Raw genomic sequence first — 17,987 nt, forward strand, 5'->3', positions numbered from 1 at the left:
TTTGCCGGTGGTCAAGGGGGATAACGTGGGCGGTGTGAAGGTCGACGGACGGGTGGAGCGCGGTGAGCAGACGCGCCGGCTGATCTTGCGGCGGGCCGCGGAGATCGCGTCGGTCGAGGGTCTGGAGGGCCTGTCGATCGGGCGGCTGGCGACCGAGCTGGAGGTCAGCAAGAGCGGCGTGTTCGCGCACTTCGGGTCGAAGGAGGAGCTGCAACTCGCGACCGTGCGCGCGGCGGCGGCGATCTTCGTGGCACAGGTCGTGGAGCCCGCGCTCACGCTGCCGCCGGGTCTGGCGCGGCTGGAGTCGCTGCTGGACGGCTGGTTGGCGTACTCGGAGAACCGGACGTTCCCGGGCGGGTGCTTCTTCTACGCCGTGCAGGCCGAGTTCGACGCGCGGCACGGGCGGGTGCGTGACGCGATCGCCAAGTACGGGCGGCAGTGGACCGAGTACGTGCGCGAGACGATCGCGGCGATCCCCGAGGTGGCCGACCCGGACCAACTGGCGTTCGAGCTGATCGCGTTCCTGGAGATGGCCAACGCCCAGTCCGTGCTGCACGACGACCCGAACGCCTACTCACGCGCACGGGCAGCCGTGCGGAAGGGGTTGGCTCAGGCGGGCACGGCGGCGTCCACGACCCGGCGCTGAGCCGCTTTCACGGCCATCCCGATCGGCACGCTGATCAGCATGGCGACCCCGACCGAGACCAGCGTGGCCACCAACGGGTCGCTGAAGATCCGGCCGCCGAAGAACCCCAGCGTGGCCGTGTAGGCGCTCCACAGCCCGGACCCGACCAACGCGATGGGCACGAACCGCCGGAACGGCCACCGCAACGCCCCGGCCAGCACCGCCCCCACCAGCCCGCCACCCGGCACGAACCGCACCGCCACCAGGATCGACTCACCGCGGGTGGCGAGCCGTGACGCCGTCCACTGCACCACGGCGCGCGGCCCCGGACGCTGGCCGAACCTCGTCAACGCCCGCATCCCGGCCGTGCGCCCGACCCCGAAGTTGACCAGGTCGGACAGCGCGCAGCCGAGCGTCGCCACCAGGATCACGGCGGGCAGCGGCAGGTCGCCGGACGCGGCGAGCACGCCACAACCGATCAGCACGGCCTCCGTGGGCGCCAACGGCACCACGGCGACGAGGAACAGCACGGCGAGCGCGGTCATGATCGGGGAAACGATACGGGGCGGCGGATCGTCTCCAACCTGTCGGTGTCTTCAGCAACACATCGCGTGCTGTTCACAAACAGGCAGGTAGGAGCGCGAAAGTCTTGCGCGTCGCCGTGGACGCCTGAGAGTCCCCACGCGACTGATCAGGTGCGCTGGCGGGCCGCCTCGCCGTCCGACCACGCGAACGGCGAGGCGACCCGGCAAGCCCTAGCGGTTGGCGCGGTTGATCGCGGAGACCAGGGCGCGCAGTGACGCGGCCACGGTGGAGCTGTCGATGCCGACGCCCCACAGGACCCGGTCGGACACGGCGCACTCCAGGTAGGCCGCCGCACGGGCGTCGTCACCGGACGACATGGCGTGCTCGAAGTAGTCCAGCACGCGCACGTCGTACCCGACGGTTGCCAGGGCGTCCACGAACGCCGCGATCGGCCCGTTGCCGCCGCCGGCGATCTCCTGCGTCTCGTCGTCCACCACGATCACGGCCTTGATCTTCTCGTGGCCGCTGCCGTCACCGGAGACCTTGTGGCGCAGCAGCTTCAGCGGCACGGTGCCGTCCAGGTACTCCTGCGAGAACGAGTCCCACATGTCCTTGGGGCTGATCTCCCCGCCCTGCGTGTCCGTGACCTCCTGGATGACCCGGGAGAACTCGACCTGCAGCCGGCGCGGCAGGTCCAGGTGGTGCTCGGACTTCATCAGGTACGCCACGCCGCCCTTGCCGGACTGCGAGTTGACCCGGATCACGGCCTCGTAGTTGCGGCCGACGTCCTTCGGGTCGATCGGCAGGTACGGGACCTCCCACGGGAACTCGTCCACGTGCTGCCCGGCGGCCTTGGCGGCGTCCTCCAGGGCTTCGAAGCCCTTCTTGATCGCGTCCTGGTGCGACCCCGAGAACGCGGTGAACACCAGGTCGCCGCCGTACGGGTGCCGCTCGGCCACCGGCAGCTGGTTGCAGTACTCGACCGTCCGCCGGATCTCGTCGATGTCCGAGAAGTCGATCTGCGGGTCGACGCCCTGGCTGAACATGTTCATGCCCAGCGTCACCAGGCACACGTTGCCGGTGCGCTCGCCGTTGCCGAACAGACAACCCTCGATCCGGTCCGCGCCGGCCAGGTAGCCCAGCTCGGCTGCCGCCACACCGGTGCCGCGGTCGTTGTGCGGGTGCAGCGACAGGATGATCGAGTCCCGCCGCGCCAGGTTGCGCGACATCCACTCGATCGAGTCCGCGTAGACGTTCGGCGTGGCCATCTCCACCGTCGCCGGCAGGTTGATGATCAGCGGCTTCGCGGGCGTCGGCCGGATGATCTCCGACACGGCGTCGCAGACCTCCAGCGCGTACGACAGCTCGGTGCCCGTGTACGACTCGGGCGAGTACTCGTACCGGAACTCGGTCTCCGGGTAGTCCTTCTCCTGCGCCAGCGCGAACGCGGCGGCGTCGGTGGCGATCTTCTTGATGCCCTCGCGGTCGGACTTGAACACGACCCGGCGCTGGAGGACCGACGTGGAGTTGTAGAAGTGCACGATCGCCTTGCCCGCGCCGCGCAGCGACTCGAACGTCCGGCTGATCAGCTCGGGACGGCACTGGGTCAGCACCTGGATCGTCACGTCCGGCGGGATCGCGCCGTCCTCGATGATCTCGCGGACGAAGTCGAAGTCGGTCTGCGACGCGGCCGGGAACCCGACCTCGATCTCCTTGTAGCCCATCCGCACGAGCAGGTCGAACATCTTGCGCTTGCGCGCCGGCGACATCGGGTCGATCAGCGCCTGGTTGCCGTCACGCAGGTCGACGGCGCACCACAACGGCGCCTTGGTGATCCGCTGGGCGGGCCACGTGCGGTCCGGCAGGTCGACCGCCTCCACCTGCTCGTGGAACGGCCGGTAGCGGTGGACCGGCATGGACGTGCCGCGTTGCGGGTTCCACTCGGGCTGGTCGGGGACGGGCCGGGCCGGGGGCCGGATGCGGCTGGTGCCGGAGGCGTACGCGTCGGGGCTCGTGCTCATGATCGGGGATGCTCCTGCTGCCGGGGGAAGACGACCGGCGGCAACGCTCGATCCCGCGACGGGGGGCCGGTCTGATCAGACCCCGTCACGGCGGCGAAGCAGGAGCGCACGTGCCATGCCGCACAGGTTAACCGGTTTTCGGGACGGGGTGGAACAGCGCGCCCAGATGGTGGAACTTCACCCGATCGAGTTTCACTCGTTCGTGGGGTGGGCACCTTCTTGACATGTCCAGATGGCGAACTTCTACGGCCAGCGGGAGCTACACCGCTGCCCGAGTGATCCGCGGCGTCGGCGCGGTGTTCGCGCTCATCGAGGTGCTCTACATCCTCATGATCCTCTTCGGGGCGAATCCGGCCAACGCGTTCTTCCTGTTCATCCAGCAGCTCGCCGTGCCGCTGGCGTTGTTCTTCCCGGGCCTGTTCCAGTTGGGCAACGCGAACCTCGACCTGATCGTCAACTACGGCCTGGCGGCCGTCTTCTGGGTCGTCGTGGCCAGTCTCCTGGCACGCGTCGTAGCCCGCTAGCCCGTGAGTCCTACGTTCAGGACTCACGGGACGTGAACGTAGGACTCACGGGTTGGGGAAGGCCGGGTTGCCCCAGTGACCTGCGAAGACCGTCTCGGTCAGGGGTTTGCGGACGCGGGGGCGTCGTTCGCGGTCACGCAGGTCCTCGGGCAGCTCTTCCGCGTCACCGAGCACCCCGACCGCGATCACGACCACCGGCCGCACGTGGTCCGGCAGCCCGAACGCCTCGCGCACCGCGTCCGGCGTGAACCCGCCAATCTGGTGCGTGACCAGGCCCAGTTCCACGGCCTGCAACACCAGGTTCTGCACCGCCAGGCCCAGCCCGAACTCGGTGTTCGGCATCGGCCCGCGCTCGTCCGACTCGGCCACCGCGCCCACCAGCAGCACCGACGCCCGCCCGGCCCACGACTGGTTACCGGGCCGCAGCGCCGCGAAGATTCGCTCGAACGTGTCATCGCCGCGGTACCCGACCAGGAACCGGGCGGGCTGCGTGTTGCCGTGCGACGCCGCCCACCGGGCCGCCTCCAGCAGCACGCGCATGGTCGAAGTCGGCACCTCCGCGGCGCCGTCGAACGCACGCGGGCTCCAGCGCTGCGAGATCAACGGGTTGACGTCCATCAGATCGCGAACTGCCAGGCCGTGATGGCGTAGGCGCCGAACCACGCGCTGAACACCGACAACCCCACCAGCACCGCCGCCACCGTGCTCGTCCGCCGCCGCGCCAGCGCCAGCGCCACCGGCACGAGCAGCGTGAACGCCGGCAGCAGCAGCCGTGCCTTCGAGTTCATCAGCCCGTTCGACCCGAGGTCCATCGCCAGCACGCCCGTGCCGTAGACGATCAGCGGCCACTCCAGCTCGCGCCGGACGCTCAGCACCACCAACGCCAGCGCCACCACCAGCAGCCACACCGTCGTCAGCTCCAGCACCGACCGCGGCTCACCCAGGATGAGCAGCGCGAACTTCCACGTCGCCGCGCCGCCGTCGAACCGGGAGTCCCACCCGCCCTGCTGCACGGCGAACCAGCCGTCCCACCGCCCGGTCCGCACCGCGACGTACGCCAGGTACCCGGCCAGCCCGAGCGGCGCGATGAGCGCGCCCGCCCACGGGCGCCACCCGTCCCGCCTCTGCCACGCCGCCAACGCCGCCGCCGCGCACACCGCCACGATCAACGCCGCCGCCGTCGGCCGCACCAACCCCGCCGCCGCGCAGCACACGCCGGCCAACACCCACCGCCGCTCGACCACACCCACGAGCGACCACACGGCGAGAGCGCAGAACGTCGCCTCGGAGTACGTCATCGACAGCACCACCGCCATCGGCGACGCCGCGAACAGCACCACCAGGACCAACCCGGCCCGCCGCGACCCGCCCAGCACCCGTGAGCCGAGCCGGGCCAGCCCGTAGGCGCAGAACACGCCGCTGACCAGGCTCACCGCGAACGCCGCGCCGATCGTCGGCACGCCCGGCAGCCCGTCCACCCACCGCACCAGCGTCGGGTAGCCGGGGAAGAACGCCAGCGGCGTCTCGGGCGACCGCCGGCCGAACGCGTCGACCAGGCCGTCCGGCACGTCCGCGTAACCGCCCTCGGCGATGCCCAGGAACCAGTGCCCGTCCCACGACGTGAGCGCGGCGGTGACGTCCTTGTCCCACCGGGCCGCCATCAGCTGGAGCACGAGCAGCCCCAGTTCGCGCACCACGAGGTAGAGGACGGCGGGCGCGAGCGCGATCGTGACCCGGTGCCTGGCGAAGCGCGCCAGCCGGCCACGCGCGCCCGGCGCGTCCTCGGTGTGCGCGTGAACGGCCTCAAGGGTGGACACAAGGATGAGAGTAGTGGGGGTCACGGCGACCGCTGTCCACTCCTTGGGCCAGGTACCCTGCCGTTGAGCTGGGGTCGAAGCACCTGGGAGGAGTGGGTCTGTGGCGCTCGTCGTCCAGAAGTACGGCGGTTCCTCGGTCGGGAGCGCCGAGCGGATCAAACGGGTGGCCGAGCGCATCGTCGCGACCCGCAAAGCGGGCAACGACGTCGTCGTCGCCGTCTCCGCGATGGGCGACACGACCGACGAGCTGCTCGATCTCGCTCGTCAGGTGTCCCCGGTGCCGCCCGCCCGTGAGATGGACATGCTGCTCACGTCCGGCGAGCGCATCTCCATGTCGCTGCTGGCGATGGCGATCAGCTCGCTGGGCGCCGAGGCGCGCTCGTACACCGGCTCGCAGGCCGGCGTGATCACCACGTCCGTGCACGGCAAGGCGCGCATCATCGACGTGACGCCCAGCCGCATCCAGGACGCGCTGTCCGAGGGCGCCATCGCGATCGTCGCGGGGTTCCAGGGCGTCAGCCAGGACAGCAAGGAGATCACCACGCTCGGCCGCGGCGGCACCGACACCACCGCGGTGGCGTTGGCGGCCGCGCTGAAGGCCGACGTCTGCGAGATCTACACCGATGTGGACGGCGTGTTCAGCGCCGATCCGCGCATCGTGCCGAACGCCAAGCGGCTGGCGACCATCACCTACGAGGAGATGCTCGAAATGGCGGCGTGCGGGGCCAAGGTGCTCATGCTGCGCTGCGTCGAGTACGCCCGCCGGTACGGCGTTCCGGTGCACGTCCGATCTTCGTTCAGCAACAAGCCCGGGACCATCGTGTCCGGGTCAGTGGAGGACCTTACCGTGGAACAGGCGATGATCACCGGCGTCGCGCACGACCGGTCCGAGGCCAAGGTGACCGTGACCGCGGTGCCCGACCTGCCCGGCATGGCGGCGCGCATCTTCCGCGTGGTGGCCGAGGCGGAACTCGACATCGACATGGTCGTGCAGAACGTCTCGCAGGCCGTGTCCGGCCGCACCGACGTGACGTTCACCCTGCCGAAGGACGACGGGCCGCGCGCCGTGGCGGCGTTGGAGAAGGCGCGCGGGGAGATCGGTTTCGACCAGGTGCTCTACGACGACCACGTGGGCAAGGTGTCGTTGGTCGGCGCGGGCATGCGTTCGCACCCCGGTGTGATCGCGCAGTTCTGCGAGGCGCTCGCGTCGGCGGGCGTCAACATCGAGATCATCTCCACGTCGGAGATCCGGATCTCGGTCGTCTGCCGCGACACGCAGCTGGACGACGCCGTGCGGGCACTGCACGACGCGTTCGAGCTGGGCGGCGACGAAGCGGCTGTTGTGTACGCGGGGAGTGGACGATGAGCGGACCGGTCCTGGCTCTTGTGGGAGCTACGGGTGCCGTGGGCACCGTCATGATCGACATCATGAACGGCCGCGAGTCCGTGCCGTGGGGCGAGATCCGGCTGATCGCGTCACCGCGCTCGGCGGGCAAGAAGATCACCGTGCGCGGCGAAGAGCTGACCGTGATCGCCCTGTCGCCCGAGGCGTTCGACGGCGTGGACGTGGCGATGTTCGACGTGCCGGACGAGGTGTCGGCCGAGTGGGCGCCCATCGCCGCCGCGCGCGGTGCGGTCGCCGTGGACAACTCGGGCGCGTTCCGGATGGACCCCGACGTGCCGCTGGTGGTGCCCGAGGTGAACGCGGACCAGATCTCCGTGCGGCCCAAGGGGATCATCGCCAACCCGAACTGCACGACGCTGTCGATGATGGCCGCTCTCGGCGCGCTGCACCGGGAGTTCGAGCTGCGCGAGCTGGTCGTGGCGTCCTACCAGGCGGCGTCCGGCGGCGGGCAGGCGGCGATCGACCGGCTGTACGCGGAGATCTCGGCGTTGGCGGGCAAGGACGTCGGCGTGCGCGCGGGCGACGTGCGGGAGACGTTGGAGGCCGCCGGTCTGCCGGTGTCCGACTCGCCGTTCCCCGCGCCGTTGGCGCTGAACGTGGTGCCGTGGGCCGGTTCCCTCAAGGACGACGGGTGGACCAGCGAAGAGCTGAAGGTCCGCAACGAGTCCCGCAAGATCCTGGGCATCCCGGAGCTGAAGGTGTCCGCGACGTGCGTGCGCGTGCCCGTGGTGACGACGCACTCGCTGGCGGTGCACGCGACGTTCGCCCGTGAGGTGACGGTCGAGCAGGCGCACAAGCTGTTCGAGGAGCAGCCGTCGCTGGTGCTGGTGGACGACCCGGCGGCGCTGAAGTTCCCGACGCCGGCGGACGTCGTCGGCGGCGACCCGACCTACGTCGGCCGGGTGCGGCAGGCGCTGGACTTCCCGAACACGCTCGACTTCTTCGTGTGCGGCGACAACCTGCGCAAGGGCGCGGCGCTGAACACCTACGAGATCGCCGAGGAGCTCGTCACCCGCCTGTAAGTGGCGGTGCCTGTAGGTTTTCGGCCTATGGCGGAGGTAGTGCTCGCGATCGACCTGGGGACGACGTCGACCAAGGTCATCGCGGTGGACCGGAACGCGGGCGTGGTGGCATCGGCGGAGCACGGCTACCCGATGCGCACCACGCCCTCCGGTGAGGCGACCCACGACCCGGCAGAGGTGTGGGGTGCGGCCCTTCAGGCGTTGCGCGAGGTCGCCGCTCAAGGGCTCGACGTGCGGGCGTTGTCGCTGACCGGCGCGATGCACACGTTGGTGGGGCTGGACTCGTCGGGCACGCCCGTCACTCCCTCGCTGTCGTGGGCGGACAACCGTGCGCTGGAGCAGACAGCCCGGCTGCGCGGCACCGCCGACGGCATCGCGCTGCACCGCGCCACCGGCACCCCGATCCACACCATGTCGCCGTTGGTGAAGCTGGCGTGGTTCCGCGACCAGGGGTTTTCCGCTTCACGGTGGTGCGGCCTGAAGGACTTCGTGGCCTGGAAGCTCACTGGAGTCCTGGCGACCGAGCACTCGTCCGCGTCGGCGACCGGGCTGATGGACCTCGTGTCGCTGGACTGGCACCCGGACGCGTTGGCGTTCGCGGGCGTGCGCGCCGAGCAGCTGCCGTCCCTGCACGCGCCGGTGGACGCCCTGCCGTTGACCTTGGACGTCCCCGGCCTGCCCGCCGGCCTGCCGGTCGTGCTGGGCGGCGGTGACGGGCCGATGGCGAACCTCGGCGTCGGCGCGGTCGTGCCGGGTGTGGCGGCGGTGTCGTTGGGGACGAGCGGCGCGCTGCGGGTGGTGCGTTCGGAGCCCGCCGTGGACGAGCACGGGCGGGTGTTCTGCTACGCCATCGCCGAAGGGCTGTGGGTGATCGGCGGGGCCGTCAGCAACGGCGGTGTGGTGGCGAAGTGGGCGGCCGAGACGTTCGGCGTCGACATCGGCGAGTTGCTGGACGAGGCCGCCACGGTGCCGGTCGGCGCGGCCGGTGTGACCGCGTTGCCGTACCTGCTGGGCGAGCGCGCGCCGTGGTGGGACGCGGACGCGACGTCGGCGTTGATCGGGCTGCGGCGCGAGCACGGGCGGGCCGAGATCACCCGGGCGCTGGTCGAGGGTGTGTCGCAGCAGTTGGCGCTGGTGCTGGACGCGGTGCGTTCGGTGGCGGACGTGCACGCGGTGCGCGTGACCGGTGGCGCGTTCCGGAGCGACCTGTGGGCGACCGTGTTGGCGTCCGCGCTGGGCCTCGACCTGGAACTGGCCGACGACAGCGAGGGCTCGGGCGTCGGCGCGGCCCTGGTCGGCTGGCGCTCACTCGGCGAGATCCCGTCCCTGACCGTCGCCGCCGACTTGATCAAACCGGTGAAGACCGTCGCCCCGGACCCGGACGCGGTCCGCCACTACGCCCGCGCCCGCCCCGCCATCGACCGCCTCTACCAGGCCCTACGCGACCTCGACTGACGTGGCGGCACGGCGGCTGAGCACCACCGTGCCGGCCGCGATCAGCACCGCGCCGACGCCCGCCACCACGAATCCCCACGCCGGTGACGAGAGGTCGATCACGAACCCGGTCACCGGCGCGCCCAACGCGACGCCCAGCGTGAACGCCGACCCCTGAAGGCCCATCGCCACACCGCGCGCGGACGCCGGGGCGTACTTCGTGATCGCCTCACCGGTCGCCGTGATCGTCGGCGCGCACAGGAAGTTCGTCGGGATCAACGCCAGGGACAGCAGCCACGGCGACCAGGCGAGCAGGCCGATGGGGATGGCCAGCAACCCCATCACGCCCATCAACGCCCACAGCGGCGGCACGCGGTTCAGGCCGCCGTAGAGGAACCCGCCGACCAGCGACGCCACGCACATCACCACGACCACCGCGCCGGTCCACGACGTGAGGTCCAGCTCGCGCATCACCGCCACCACCGCCACCTCGACCCCCGACAGCACGAACGTGGCGCCGCCCGCGCTGATCAGCACGCCGAGCATCCGACCGTCCAGCCATTCCCGGCGCGGCACCGGCACCCGGCTCTCGCCCTCGCTGCGGACCGGCGGGTCCACCACCCACAGGACCGCGCCGATCACCACCATCGACACGCCGATCGTCCACATCGCGGTCCGACTCGACGCCTGCGTGGTGAGCGCGACACCGAGCGCCGGGCCGGCCATGAACGCGACTTCCACGGCCATCGAGTCCATCGCCAACGCGGTGCGCCTGCGGTCGTCCGGCACGAGCGCGGTGAGGATCTGCCTGCCCAGCGACATGACCGGCATCACCACGATGCCCGAGAAGAACGCCGTGACCAGCAAGACCTCGTACGACAGCAGCGGCGCGACGAACCAGAAGACGCCCTCGCCGGCCATCGACACGATCAGCATCGCCCGCAGGCCGCGCCGGTCGACCAGATGGCCCATCAACGGCGAACCGACCGCGATCCCGACCGTGCTGACCGCCCCGACCAGGGCCGATGCGCCGTAACCTCGTTCCAGGGCGAGGAGGACGTGCATGGTGACCGTCATGCCCGCGGCCGTCGCCGGCACCCGTGCCAACAGCATCAGCAGCATGAAGCCGGGCACGCGAGGGGTGCGGAAGACAGCGAGGTACGGAGCGACGTTCACCTGACCATCTTCACTCGACCGGGCAACAGGTTTAACCGTTCGTTTTCTTGACTCGTTCCAGAAAGCATGATGGAGTGGTGGAGCCATGACCCCAGGACCACGCGAGCTGCTCAAGGACGCCGGGCTGCGCATCACCGCACCCCGGATCGCGGTGCTCGAATGGCTCGCCGAACACCCCCACGCCACGGCCGACTCGGTCGCCGAGGGCGTGCGGGCCAGGTTGGGGTCCGTCTCGACGCAGGCCGTCTACGACGTGCTGCACGCGTGCGCGCGGACCGGGTTGTTGCGCCGGATCGAACCCGCCGGTCACCCGGCGAGGTACGAGACGCGGACCGGCGACAACCACCACCACCTCGTGTGCCGGGCCTGCGGGCGGACCGAGGACGTCGACTGCGTCCACGGCGCCGCGCCCTGCCTGGAACCGTCGGACACGGTCGGGTTCGCCGTGGACGAGGCCGAGGTCCTGTTCTGGGGGCTTTGCCCTGACTGCCGAAGTACACAGAAGGAGCTAGCGTGACCGAAGCGCGTCACACCACCAACAACGCAGGCATCCCGGTCGCGAGCGACGACCACTCGCTGACGCTCGGCGCCAACGGCCCGATCCTGCTCCAGGACCACTACCTGATCGAGAAGAACGCCCAGTTCAACCGGGAGCGGGTCCCCGAGCGGGTCGTGCACGCCAAGGGTGGCGGGGCGTTCGGTCACTTCGAGACGACCGAGGACATCAGCCGGTTCACCAAGGCGGCGCTGTTCCAGCCGGGCGTGAAGACCGAGACGCTGCTGCGCTTCTCCACCGTCGCCGGCGAGATGGGTTCGCCCGACACGTGGCGCGACCCGCGCGGCTTCGCGCTGAAGTTCTACACGACGCAGGGCAACTACGACATCGTCGGCAACAACACGCCGGTGTTCTTCCTGCGCGACCCGATCAAGTTCCCCGACTTCATCCGGTCCCAGAAGCGCCGCGCCGACACCGGCCGCCGCGACCACAACATGCAGTGGGACTTCTGGACCCTCCAGCCGCAGACCGCGCACCAGGTCACGTGGCTGATGGGCGACCGGGGCATCCCGAAGACCTGGCGCCACCAGAACGGCTACGGCTCGCACACCTACCTGTGGGAGAACGCGGCCGGCGAGCGCTTCTGGGTGAAGTACCACTTCAAGACCGACCAGGGCATCGAGAACCTGACGTCGGAAGAAGCCGCCCGCATCGCCGGTGAGGACGCCGACGCGCACCGCGCCGACCTGTGGCACTCGATCGAGCGCGGCGAGTTCCCGTCGTGGACGCTGCACGTGCAGGTCATGCCGTACGAGGACGCGGCGGACTACCGGTTCAACCCGTTCGACCTGACCAAGGTGTGGCCGCAGGGCGACTACCCGCTGATCAAGGTCGGCAAGCTGGTGCTGGACCGGAACCCGGCGGACTACTTCGCCGAGATCGAGCAGGCCGCGTTCGAGCCGACGAACCTGGTGCCCGGCATCGGCACGTCGCCGGACAAGATGCTGATCGGCCGGATCTTCTCGTACCCGGACGCGCACCGGTACCGGATCGGCACGAACTACAACGAGCTCCCGGTGAACCGGCCGAAGTCGCCGGTGAACTCGTACTCCAAGGACGGCGCGATGCGCCACGGCAACGCGGTCGACCCGGTGTACGCGCCCAACTCGTACGGCGGCCCGCACGCGGCCGGTGCGGCGGCGGGCGAGGTCGCTTCGGCGTACGGCGTCGAGGACGCGGTCACCCGCTCGGCCTACAAGCTGCACGCGGAGGACGACGACTTCGCCCAGGCCGGCACCCTGATCCGCGAGGTGATGGACGACGCGCAGCGCGAGCGCCTGGTGCAGACCGTGATCGGTCACGCGTCCAACGGCGTGTCCGAGCCCGTGCTGGAGCGCGTGTTCGAGTACTGGCGCAACATCGACAAGGAGACCGGCGACAAGATCGCCGCCGCCTTCGGCAAGTGATCTCGCTACACCCCTGATCGAGATTCACCCTGACAGGGCCGCCCGTTTACGCGGGCGGCCCTGTTTTCGTCGCTCAGCCCCGCAACGCGACCGGCAGCGCCGTCAACCGATGTCCTTGGATGCCACCGATCCCGCTTTGCCGCAGCTCCTCGAACGGGATGGTCAGGCGGGCGTCCGGGAAGTCGGCCCGCAGCACCGCGACCGCCGCCCGCAGTTCGAGTTGGGCGAGTTGGGCGCCGATGCAGAAGTGCGGCCCGGCGCCGAAGCTCAGATCGTGCGCACCCCGTTCGGTGGTGTTGATGCCCTGGATGTCCACGAGCACAGGCGAATGAGCCGGCAGCCGCACACCGCCCAGTTCGACCTCGGTGGTGGTGTAGCGCCACAGCGTGAACGGCGCGGCCGGGTGGCGGCGCAACGTGTCGCGGACCAACTCTTCGGCCGGGGTCGTCCGGTCCACAAGCGCGCGGGCGAGCAGGAAGCCGAGGGACGCGTCAGTGGTGAGCTGCCCGGCGAAGATCAACGCGAACAGGTGGTAGTTCAGCTGGTCGGGTGTGGTCTCCGGGGGAACGCGTTCGCCCAACTCGACCGCTAGTCCTTGATTGCCGTCACCCAGACCGGCCGCGGCCAAGCCCATGAGCGCGGAGATCGCGGCGCCCTGCTCGGCGGGATCGCCGCTGAGCATCAAGCGGCAGGCGTCGGTCGCGCGGTCGACTTGGTCGAGCGGGACGCCGAGGAGGTCGAGCAGCACGGTGATCGGGTAGCGGGTGGTGAAGTCGGCCATCAGGTCGACCTCCGCCGTCGCGTCGGCCCGGGTGAGCAGGTCACGGGCGATCGCGTGGATCCGTTCGGACTGCTCACGGATGCGCTTGCCGGTGAGCAGCGGGGTGTGGGCGCGACGCAGCCGGGCGTGCTCCGGTCCGTCGAGCGTGGTCAGCGACGGTTGCTCGGCGGCCGTCCGTTCGAGGCCGGCGGTGCGCCGATCCCACGTCGACGGAGCCAGCGCCGGGTCCTTGGCGAGGCGTGGATCGGCGAGGACCTGACGCGCGAGGGCGTCGTCCGTGATGATCCACGCCGGTCCGCCCGCCGGGGCGTCGACCTGCACGATCGGCCCGGCCGCCCGCATCGCGGCGCGTTCGGGCGAGGGTTCGTCGATGCCGCGTTCGGTCGCGGCGAACGGGTCGACGTCAAGGTGCGGTGCTTGGGTCACGCGGGCTTCCCCCAGTTTGCTTCACCGAAAAGTTCCTTCACAATGAAGTTAATTGGGTCGCGGGTAGGTTGTCAACGCACCGGACGACCACCGGGCGAAGATGAAGGGACGGCAGTGGAGGGCGAGCACGTGGACCGCGTCGCGGATGGCTCGACGGACCGCGTGGTCGACGGCGACCTCGCCGACCGGAGCGCGCGCCTGTTGGACGGCCTACGCGCTTTCGGCGCGCTCTACACCGACTTCACCGGTCGCTTCGCGGCATGGCTCGGCCTGCACTCCACCGACGCCACCGCCCTCGTGGAGATCCTTTACGCGGAGGACAAGGGCGCACCCCTGTCCCCGACCCGCCTCAGTGAACGCCTGGGCCTGACCACCGGCGCCACCACCAACCTGCTGAACCGCCTGGAGAAGCTCGGCTACGTCGTCCGCACCCGCGAGCACACCGACCGGCGCGTCGTGACCCTGCGCAGCAGCCGTGAGATCGAGAAGCCCGCGCGCGAGTTCTTCGGCCCGCTCAACGTGCAGCTCCAGGCGTTGGTCGCCCAGTACGAGCCCGGACAACTGGACCGGTTCGAGAACTTCCTCCACCGGCTGCGCGCCACCATGGACGACCTGCTCGCCGACGAGGAACCCGGCCCCGCCACCCCACCGCGCCCCTGAGCCGCTTCAGGAACCGTCGGCCTTCTGCCACGGGTAGCGCGGCGCGACGATCTCGAACGAGTCGACCAGCCAGGTCTTCCGCGTCTCCAGGTCGGACGTGTCCGACTCCGAACGGACGGCACTCGGCGGAGCGGTCACGGCCACCGCACGTGCGCTCGCCCGCACCCAGCGGGGCTCGCCGTCGGGGAGTGGTCCGGAGGGCGGCGGCGGATCACCGATCCCGACCCGCACCCAGTAGTCCACAATCTTGAGATTACCGCAGCGAGCGGAACCGGGCCCGGATCTCCATCGTCCGATCCGTGCACCGCAAACGCCGATCGGGGGACGCGCGTATGACGGATTCTCCATCACTGGACGACTTGGCGGCCCACGCCGAACGAGTCGACCAGGCCCGCCTCGCGCTCAAGCGGGACCTCGCGCAACGGGTCGTGCACGGCCGCGACGACAGCGGTCTGGTCGAGATCGGCGTCGACCACACGACCAAGGTCGTCGAGGTCGCGGTGAACGCGACGCTGGTGGGCCGGGTCGACCCGAAGGTCCTGGCCAACGCGATCCTCCAGGCCTCGGGCGAGGCGCAGCGCAAAGCGCGCGAGCTGGTGGCGGAACGGCGGTCGTACTACCTGGGCACGAAGTAGCGAGCAAGGGGGAGGCATGGCAGGTTTCAAGGCCGACACCGGCCGGATGCGCGAGTCCGCCAACGGATTCCAGCGCGCCGGCGACCACGCGGGCAGCGTGGCGAGTTCACTGGGCGGGATCACCGTCCCGGCCGGGGCGTTCGGCGTCTCCGGTCCGGCACAGGGGCTGGCGGCGGATCTGGACGCGATCGTCGAACGCCGGCGCAGCCGGGTCGCGCAGCGCCGCGACCGGCTGACCGAGATCGCCGACCTGGTCCGCCGGGACGCCGACGAGTACGACCGGGCCGACTCGGACGGCACGGCGGAGATCGACCGAGCCGGTGGGGGCCTGCGATGACGCACCCGGCAGTGCACGACGCGATCAAGGGCTGCGCTCCGCTGGCCGAGGCGGCGAGCATGGTCGGCTCACCCAACCCGATCGACGCGATCCGGCAGATCGACTACGACCCGGCCGCGATCGAAGCCTACGTCGGGCAACTCCGCGCCGCCGTCAAGGATCTCGCCCAGGCGATCGAGGAGCAGGCGAAGGCGATCGCCGACCACGAGTCCGGCACCGGCGGCACCGCGTCGGATTCGGCGAGCGCGGAGATGCACAAGGAACTGGACGAGCTGCGCGTCGAGCAGAAGGGGTTGGAAACCCTGATCGACGAGATCGAGCGGATCGGCAAGCGGATGGACGAGGTGGTGCGCGCCGCGGTCGGCGAGATCCTGGACATCTGCTCGAGGGCCACCCCCGCCGTCGCCATCGTGCTGGAGGCCGGGTGGCTCCCCGGCGACGCCGCCGAGGAGGTCGTGCACACGGCCGTGGCCGACATCATCAAGGTGTGCGCGAAGAGCCAGGACGAGGTCACCAAGCTCCGGGCGGACCTCGACAAGATGGCCGCGTCCGAGAGCGAGGGCGGGGCGGCGAGCGGTGGCGTCGGCGGACCCGGCGGCGGTGAGGCGGAAGCCGGTGGTGGTGGGGCGGAAGCCGGTGGTCCTAACACTGCCGGCCCGAGCGAGGCGGAGGACGCCCCGGACAACGGGTCACGGGACGAGCCGCAGAGCGGAGGGGGCGCCTAGGAAGGCGTCGCCCCCGGCCGGTTCGACCGGGGATCGGGCCGGCCGCCACACGGGGCGGCCGGCACGCGGTTCACGCCGCCTCTGGTGCGGCCTACCCGCGGCTCGCGCCCGGTCGGGGCGACCGGCCCCGCGGTTCACGCCGTCTCGGGGATGTCCTGTCGGGTGTTCGCCAACGCCAACCCGGTGCGCAGCGACCCGACCGCCTCCGCCACCGCCTCCCGGAACACGCCGCCGACGCCCAGGATGTTCGCGTACCCGTGGAACAGCCCGGGGTACCGCCGCAGCACCACCGGCACCCCCTGCTCGGCCAGCTTCTCCGCGAACGCCTCACCCTCGTCCCGCAGCGGGTCGAACCCGGCGGTCGCCAGGTACGTCGGCGGCAGCCCGCTCAGGTCCTCCGCCAGCAACACCGACAACCGGGGATCGGTGTGCGCCTCGCGCGACGGCGCGTAGTGGTCGAGGAACCAGTCCATCTTCTCGTCGGTGAGGAAGAACCCGTTCCCGAACAGGTCCCGCGACCGCCGCCGCACCGACGCGTCCACCGCCGGGTAGAACATCAGCAGGAACACCGGCTTCACCGCGCCCGCGTGCAACGCCGTCACGGCCGCGAGGTTGCCGCCCGCGCTGTCACCGCCCAGCGCGATCCGACGCGGGTCGATCCCCAGCTCGGACGCGTGCGACACGGCGTACTCGAACGCGGCCCGCGCGTCGTCCGCCGCCGCCGGGAACGGGTGCTCGGGCGCGAGCCGGTAGTCCGCCGCCAGCACCCGCACCCCACCCTCCACGGCGAGGAACCGGCACAGGTTGTCGTGGCTGTCCAGGTCACCGCTGACCCACCCGCCACCGTGGTAGAAGACCAGCAGCGGCGACCCCGCGGCCAGGCCCGTCGGCTCGTAGAACCGGGCCCCGATCGCATGGGCGCCCACGCCGTCCAGCGTCAACGACCGCACCGCCACGCCATCGATCACCGGACCGCACACCAGCGCGTTGCTGCGGGTCAGCGCGAGGCGGTTCGCGGCGGGCGTGGTCGTCCGCCAGTCCTCACCGCTGATCTGCTGCAACCTCAGCAGCAACTGTGCTTCCGGATGCAGCCGCTGGCCGTCCAGCGTGATCGGGCGGCCGATGATCAGCTTGCGCAGCGGCGCGGGCAGACCGAAAACGAAGCGCAGGGCGCCGGCGAGGACACCGGGAGGGATCGAGTCGGCGAGCTTCGACATGCGTCGTACGTTACTAGCCGGTAGGCGCATGGGCGAGGAACTGGACCTCCAGATAGCTGGAGGTGGCAGGATCGGAAACCATGACGGTCACCGTGGTGGGCATCGGCGGGTCGCTGCGCCCCAACTCGCAGTCCGAACGCGCGATGAGGATCGTGTTGGAGGGCGCCGTGGACGCCGGCGCCAAGGTGATCGAGGTCGCCGGACCCGACCTGGTGCTGCCCTTCTACGACCCTTCGGTCCCCGAACGGCCGGACAACGCCCGCCGCCTCGTCGACGCCCTGCGCCACGCGGACGGCGTGGTGCTCGTGTCACCCGGCTACCACGGCACGGTGTCCGGCCTGGTCAAGAACGCCCTGGACTACGTCGAGGACATGCGCCTGGACGAGCGCCCCTACCTGGACGGACGGGCGGTCGGCTGCGTCGCGGCGGCACAGGGCTGGCAGGCGTCCGTGACCACGCTGACCGCGTTGCGCTCGATCGTGCACGCCCTGCGCGGCTGGCCCACCCCGCTCGGCGCGGCGGTGAACTCGCGCGAGGTCGAGTTCGACCCGGCCGGCGGGTGCTCGGTGCCGTCGGTGGCCGACCAACTACGCACGATCGGGCGACAGGTGACCGAGTTCGCCGTGTCGAGGGGGCGCTGAGCGGGTACGTGTCCGGTGGGCGTGAGCTGCCGCACGAACGGGTGTGGTTCGGCC

At 70.7% G+C, this 17,987-nt stretch carries 20 protein-coding genes; 12 read left to right on the forward strand and 8 right to left on the reverse strand.

Annotated elements, in window-relative coordinates:
• Positions 1-25 precede the first annotated feature (25 nt).
• The gene (locus tag F4560_RS33825) at positions 26-646 is read left to right on the forward strand and encodes a TetR/AcrR family transcriptional regulator (RefSeq protein ID WP_184929555.1); all 621 of its coding nucleotides are present in this window, start codon (positions 26-28) and stop codon (positions 644-646) included.
• Here F4560_RS33825 and F4560_RS33830 read toward each other — a convergent pair.
• The gene (locus F4560_RS33830) at positions 610-1,170 is read right to left on the reverse strand and encodes a DedA family protein (protein WP_184927059.1); all 561 of its coding nucleotides are present in this window, start codon (positions 1,168-1,170) and stop codon (positions 610-612) included. The genes F4560_RS33825 and F4560_RS33830 overlap by 37 nt on opposite strands.
• Positions 1,171-1,380: 210 nt before the next feature.
• Positions 1,381-3,171 (reverse strand): 2-isopropylmalate synthase, encoded by a 1,791-nt coding sequence (gene leuA, locus F4560_RS33835; RefSeq protein WP_184927061.1) that lies wholly within the window; start codon positions 3,169-3,171, stop codon positions 1,381-1,383.
• Positions 3,172-3,395: 224 nt separating this feature from the next.
• On the opposite strand from leuA, the gene F4560_RS33840 reads away from it, so the two are divergent.
• Positions 3,396-3,695, forward strand: a complete 300-nt coding sequence (locus F4560_RS33840) for a hypothetical protein (protein ID WP_184927063.1) — start codon at positions 3,396-3,398, stop codon at positions 3,693-3,695.
• 45 nt (positions 3,696-3,740) lie between these two features.
• On the opposite strand, the gene F4560_RS33845 is transcribed toward F4560_RS33840, so the two are convergent.
• Positions 3,741-4,313, reverse strand: coding sequence for a nitroreductase family protein (locus F4560_RS33845; RefSeq protein ID WP_184927065.1), 573 nt, complete (start codon positions 4,311-4,313; stop codon positions 3,741-3,743).
• Positions 4,313-5,512 (reverse strand): glycosyltransferase family protein, encoded by a 1,200-nt coding sequence (locus tag F4560_RS33850; protein WP_246477919.1) that lies wholly within the window; start codon positions 5,510-5,512, stop codon positions 4,313-4,315. The genes F4560_RS33845 and F4560_RS33850 overlap by 1 nt, the downstream gene beginning before the upstream one ends.
• Before the next feature lie 100 nt (positions 5,513-5,612).
• Here F4560_RS33850 and F4560_RS33855 point away from each other — a divergent pair, with 100 nt between their 5' ends.
• From F4560_RS33855 to F4560_RS33865, 3 genes are read left to right on the forward strand one after another with little or no spacing between them, the layout of a single operon-like run.
• Positions 5,613-6,878 (forward strand): aspartate kinase, encoded by a 1,266-nt coding sequence (locus tag F4560_RS33855; RefSeq protein WP_184927069.1) that lies wholly within the window; start codon positions 5,613-5,615, stop codon positions 6,876-6,878.
• Positions 6,875-7,939 carry an aspartate-semialdehyde dehydrogenase gene (locus F4560_RS33860; protein WP_184927071.1) on the forward strand — a complete coding sequence of 355 codons (1,065 nt, stop codon included), beginning with the start codon at positions 6,875-6,877 and terminating at the stop codon, positions 7,937-7,939. The genes F4560_RS33855 and F4560_RS33860 overlap by 4 nt, the downstream gene beginning before the upstream one ends.
• A 27-nt stretch (positions 7,940-7,966) precedes the next feature.
• Positions 7,967-9,394 carry a gluconokinase gene (locus tag F4560_RS33865; RefSeq protein ID WP_184927073.1) on the forward strand — a complete coding sequence of 476 codons (1,428 nt, stop codon included), beginning with the start codon at positions 7,967-7,969 and terminating at the stop codon, positions 9,392-9,394.
• Here F4560_RS33865 and F4560_RS33870 read toward each other — a convergent pair.
• Entirely contained in the window at positions 9,377-10,549 is a 1,173-nt protein-coding gene (locus tag F4560_RS33870) for an MFS transporter (RefSeq protein WP_184927075.1), read from the reverse strand. The two genes, F4560_RS33865 and F4560_RS33870, sit on opposite strands and share 18 nt — an antisense overlap.
• An 85-nt stretch (positions 10,550-10,634) precedes the next feature.
• Here F4560_RS33870 and F4560_RS33875 point away from each other — a divergent pair, with 85 nt between their 5' ends.
• The gene (locus F4560_RS33875) at positions 10,635-11,066 is read left to right on the forward strand and encodes a Fur family transcriptional regulator (RefSeq protein WP_184927077.1); all 432 of its coding nucleotides are present in this window, start codon (positions 10,635-10,637) and stop codon (positions 11,064-11,066) included.
• Positions 11,063-12,511 carry a catalase gene (locus F4560_RS33880; RefSeq protein ID WP_184927079.1) on the forward strand — a complete coding sequence of 483 codons (1,449 nt, stop codon included), beginning with the start codon at positions 11,063-11,065 and terminating at the stop codon, positions 12,509-12,511. The genes F4560_RS33875 and F4560_RS33880 overlap by 4 nt, the downstream gene beginning before the upstream one ends.
• A 73-nt stretch (positions 12,512-12,584) precedes the next feature.
• Here the strand turns inward: F4560_RS33880 and F4560_RS33885 are convergent, their stop codons facing one another.
• A complete protein-coding gene (locus F4560_RS33885) occupies positions 12,585-13,718 on the reverse strand; it encodes a cytochrome P450 family protein (protein ID WP_184927082.1) in 1,134 nt (377 codons plus the stop codon).
• 114 nt (positions 13,719-13,832) lie between these two features.
• Between F4560_RS33885 and F4560_RS33890 the strand changes: the two genes are divergently transcribed.
• A complete protein-coding gene (locus tag F4560_RS33890) occupies positions 13,833-14,378 on the forward strand; it encodes a MarR family winged helix-turn-helix transcriptional regulator (RefSeq protein ID WP_312869636.1) in 546 nt (181 codons plus the stop codon).
• A gap of 6 nt (positions 14,379-14,384) precedes the next feature.
• Here the strand turns inward: F4560_RS33890 and F4560_RS33895 are convergent, their stop codons facing one another.
• Entirely contained in the window at positions 14,385-14,621 is a 237-nt protein-coding gene (locus F4560_RS33895; RefSeq protein WP_184927086.1) for a hypothetical protein, read from the reverse strand.
• 89 nt (positions 14,622-14,710) lie between these two features.
• Here F4560_RS33895 and F4560_RS33900 point away from each other — a divergent pair, with 89 nt between their 5' ends.
• The 3 genes from F4560_RS33900 to F4560_RS33910 are packed head-to-tail and all read left to right on the forward strand — an operon-like array spanning position 14,711 to position 16,075.
• Positions 14,711-15,013: a YbaB/EbfC family nucleoid-associated protein gene (locus F4560_RS33900; protein WP_184927088.1), complete on the forward strand. Its 303-nt coding sequence runs from the start codon at positions 14,711-14,713 to the stop codon at positions 15,011-15,013.
• 16 nt (positions 15,014-15,029) lie between these two features.
• The gene (locus tag F4560_RS33905) at positions 15,030-15,350 is read left to right on the forward strand and encodes a DUF2563 family protein (RefSeq protein ID WP_184927090.1); all 321 of its coding nucleotides are present in this window, start codon (positions 15,030-15,032) and stop codon (positions 15,348-15,350) included.
• On the forward strand, positions 15,347-16,075 hold the full coding sequence (locus tag F4560_RS33910; RefSeq protein ID WP_184927092.1) for a WXG100 family type VII secretion target: 729 nt from the start codon (positions 15,347-15,349) through the stop codon (positions 16,073-16,075). The genes F4560_RS33905 and F4560_RS33910 overlap by 4 nt, the downstream gene beginning before the upstream one ends.
• 134 nt (positions 16,076-16,209) lie before the next feature.
• Here F4560_RS33910 and F4560_RS33915 read toward each other — a convergent pair whose 3' ends face one another.
• Positions 16,210-17,292 carry an alpha/beta hydrolase gene (locus F4560_RS33915; RefSeq protein ID WP_184927094.1) on the reverse strand — a complete coding sequence of 361 codons (1,083 nt, stop codon included), beginning with the start codon at positions 17,290-17,292 and terminating at the stop codon, positions 16,210-16,212.
• A gap of 80 nt (positions 17,293-17,372) precedes the next feature.
• Here F4560_RS33915 and F4560_RS33920 point away from each other — a divergent pair, with 80 nt between their 5' ends.
• On the forward strand, positions 17,373-17,933 hold the full coding sequence (locus F4560_RS33920; protein WP_184927096.1) for an NADPH-dependent FMN reductase: 561 nt from the start codon (positions 17,373-17,375) through the stop codon (positions 17,931-17,933).
• The last annotated feature ends 54 nt before the right edge of the window (positions 17,934-17,987 follow it).

It is taken from the genome of Saccharothrix ecbatanensis (assembly GCF_014205015.1).
In the GTDB taxonomy this organism is placed as follows: domain Bacteria; phylum Actinomycetota; class Actinomycetes; order Mycobacteriales; family Pseudonocardiaceae; genus Actinosynnema; species Actinosynnema ecbatanense.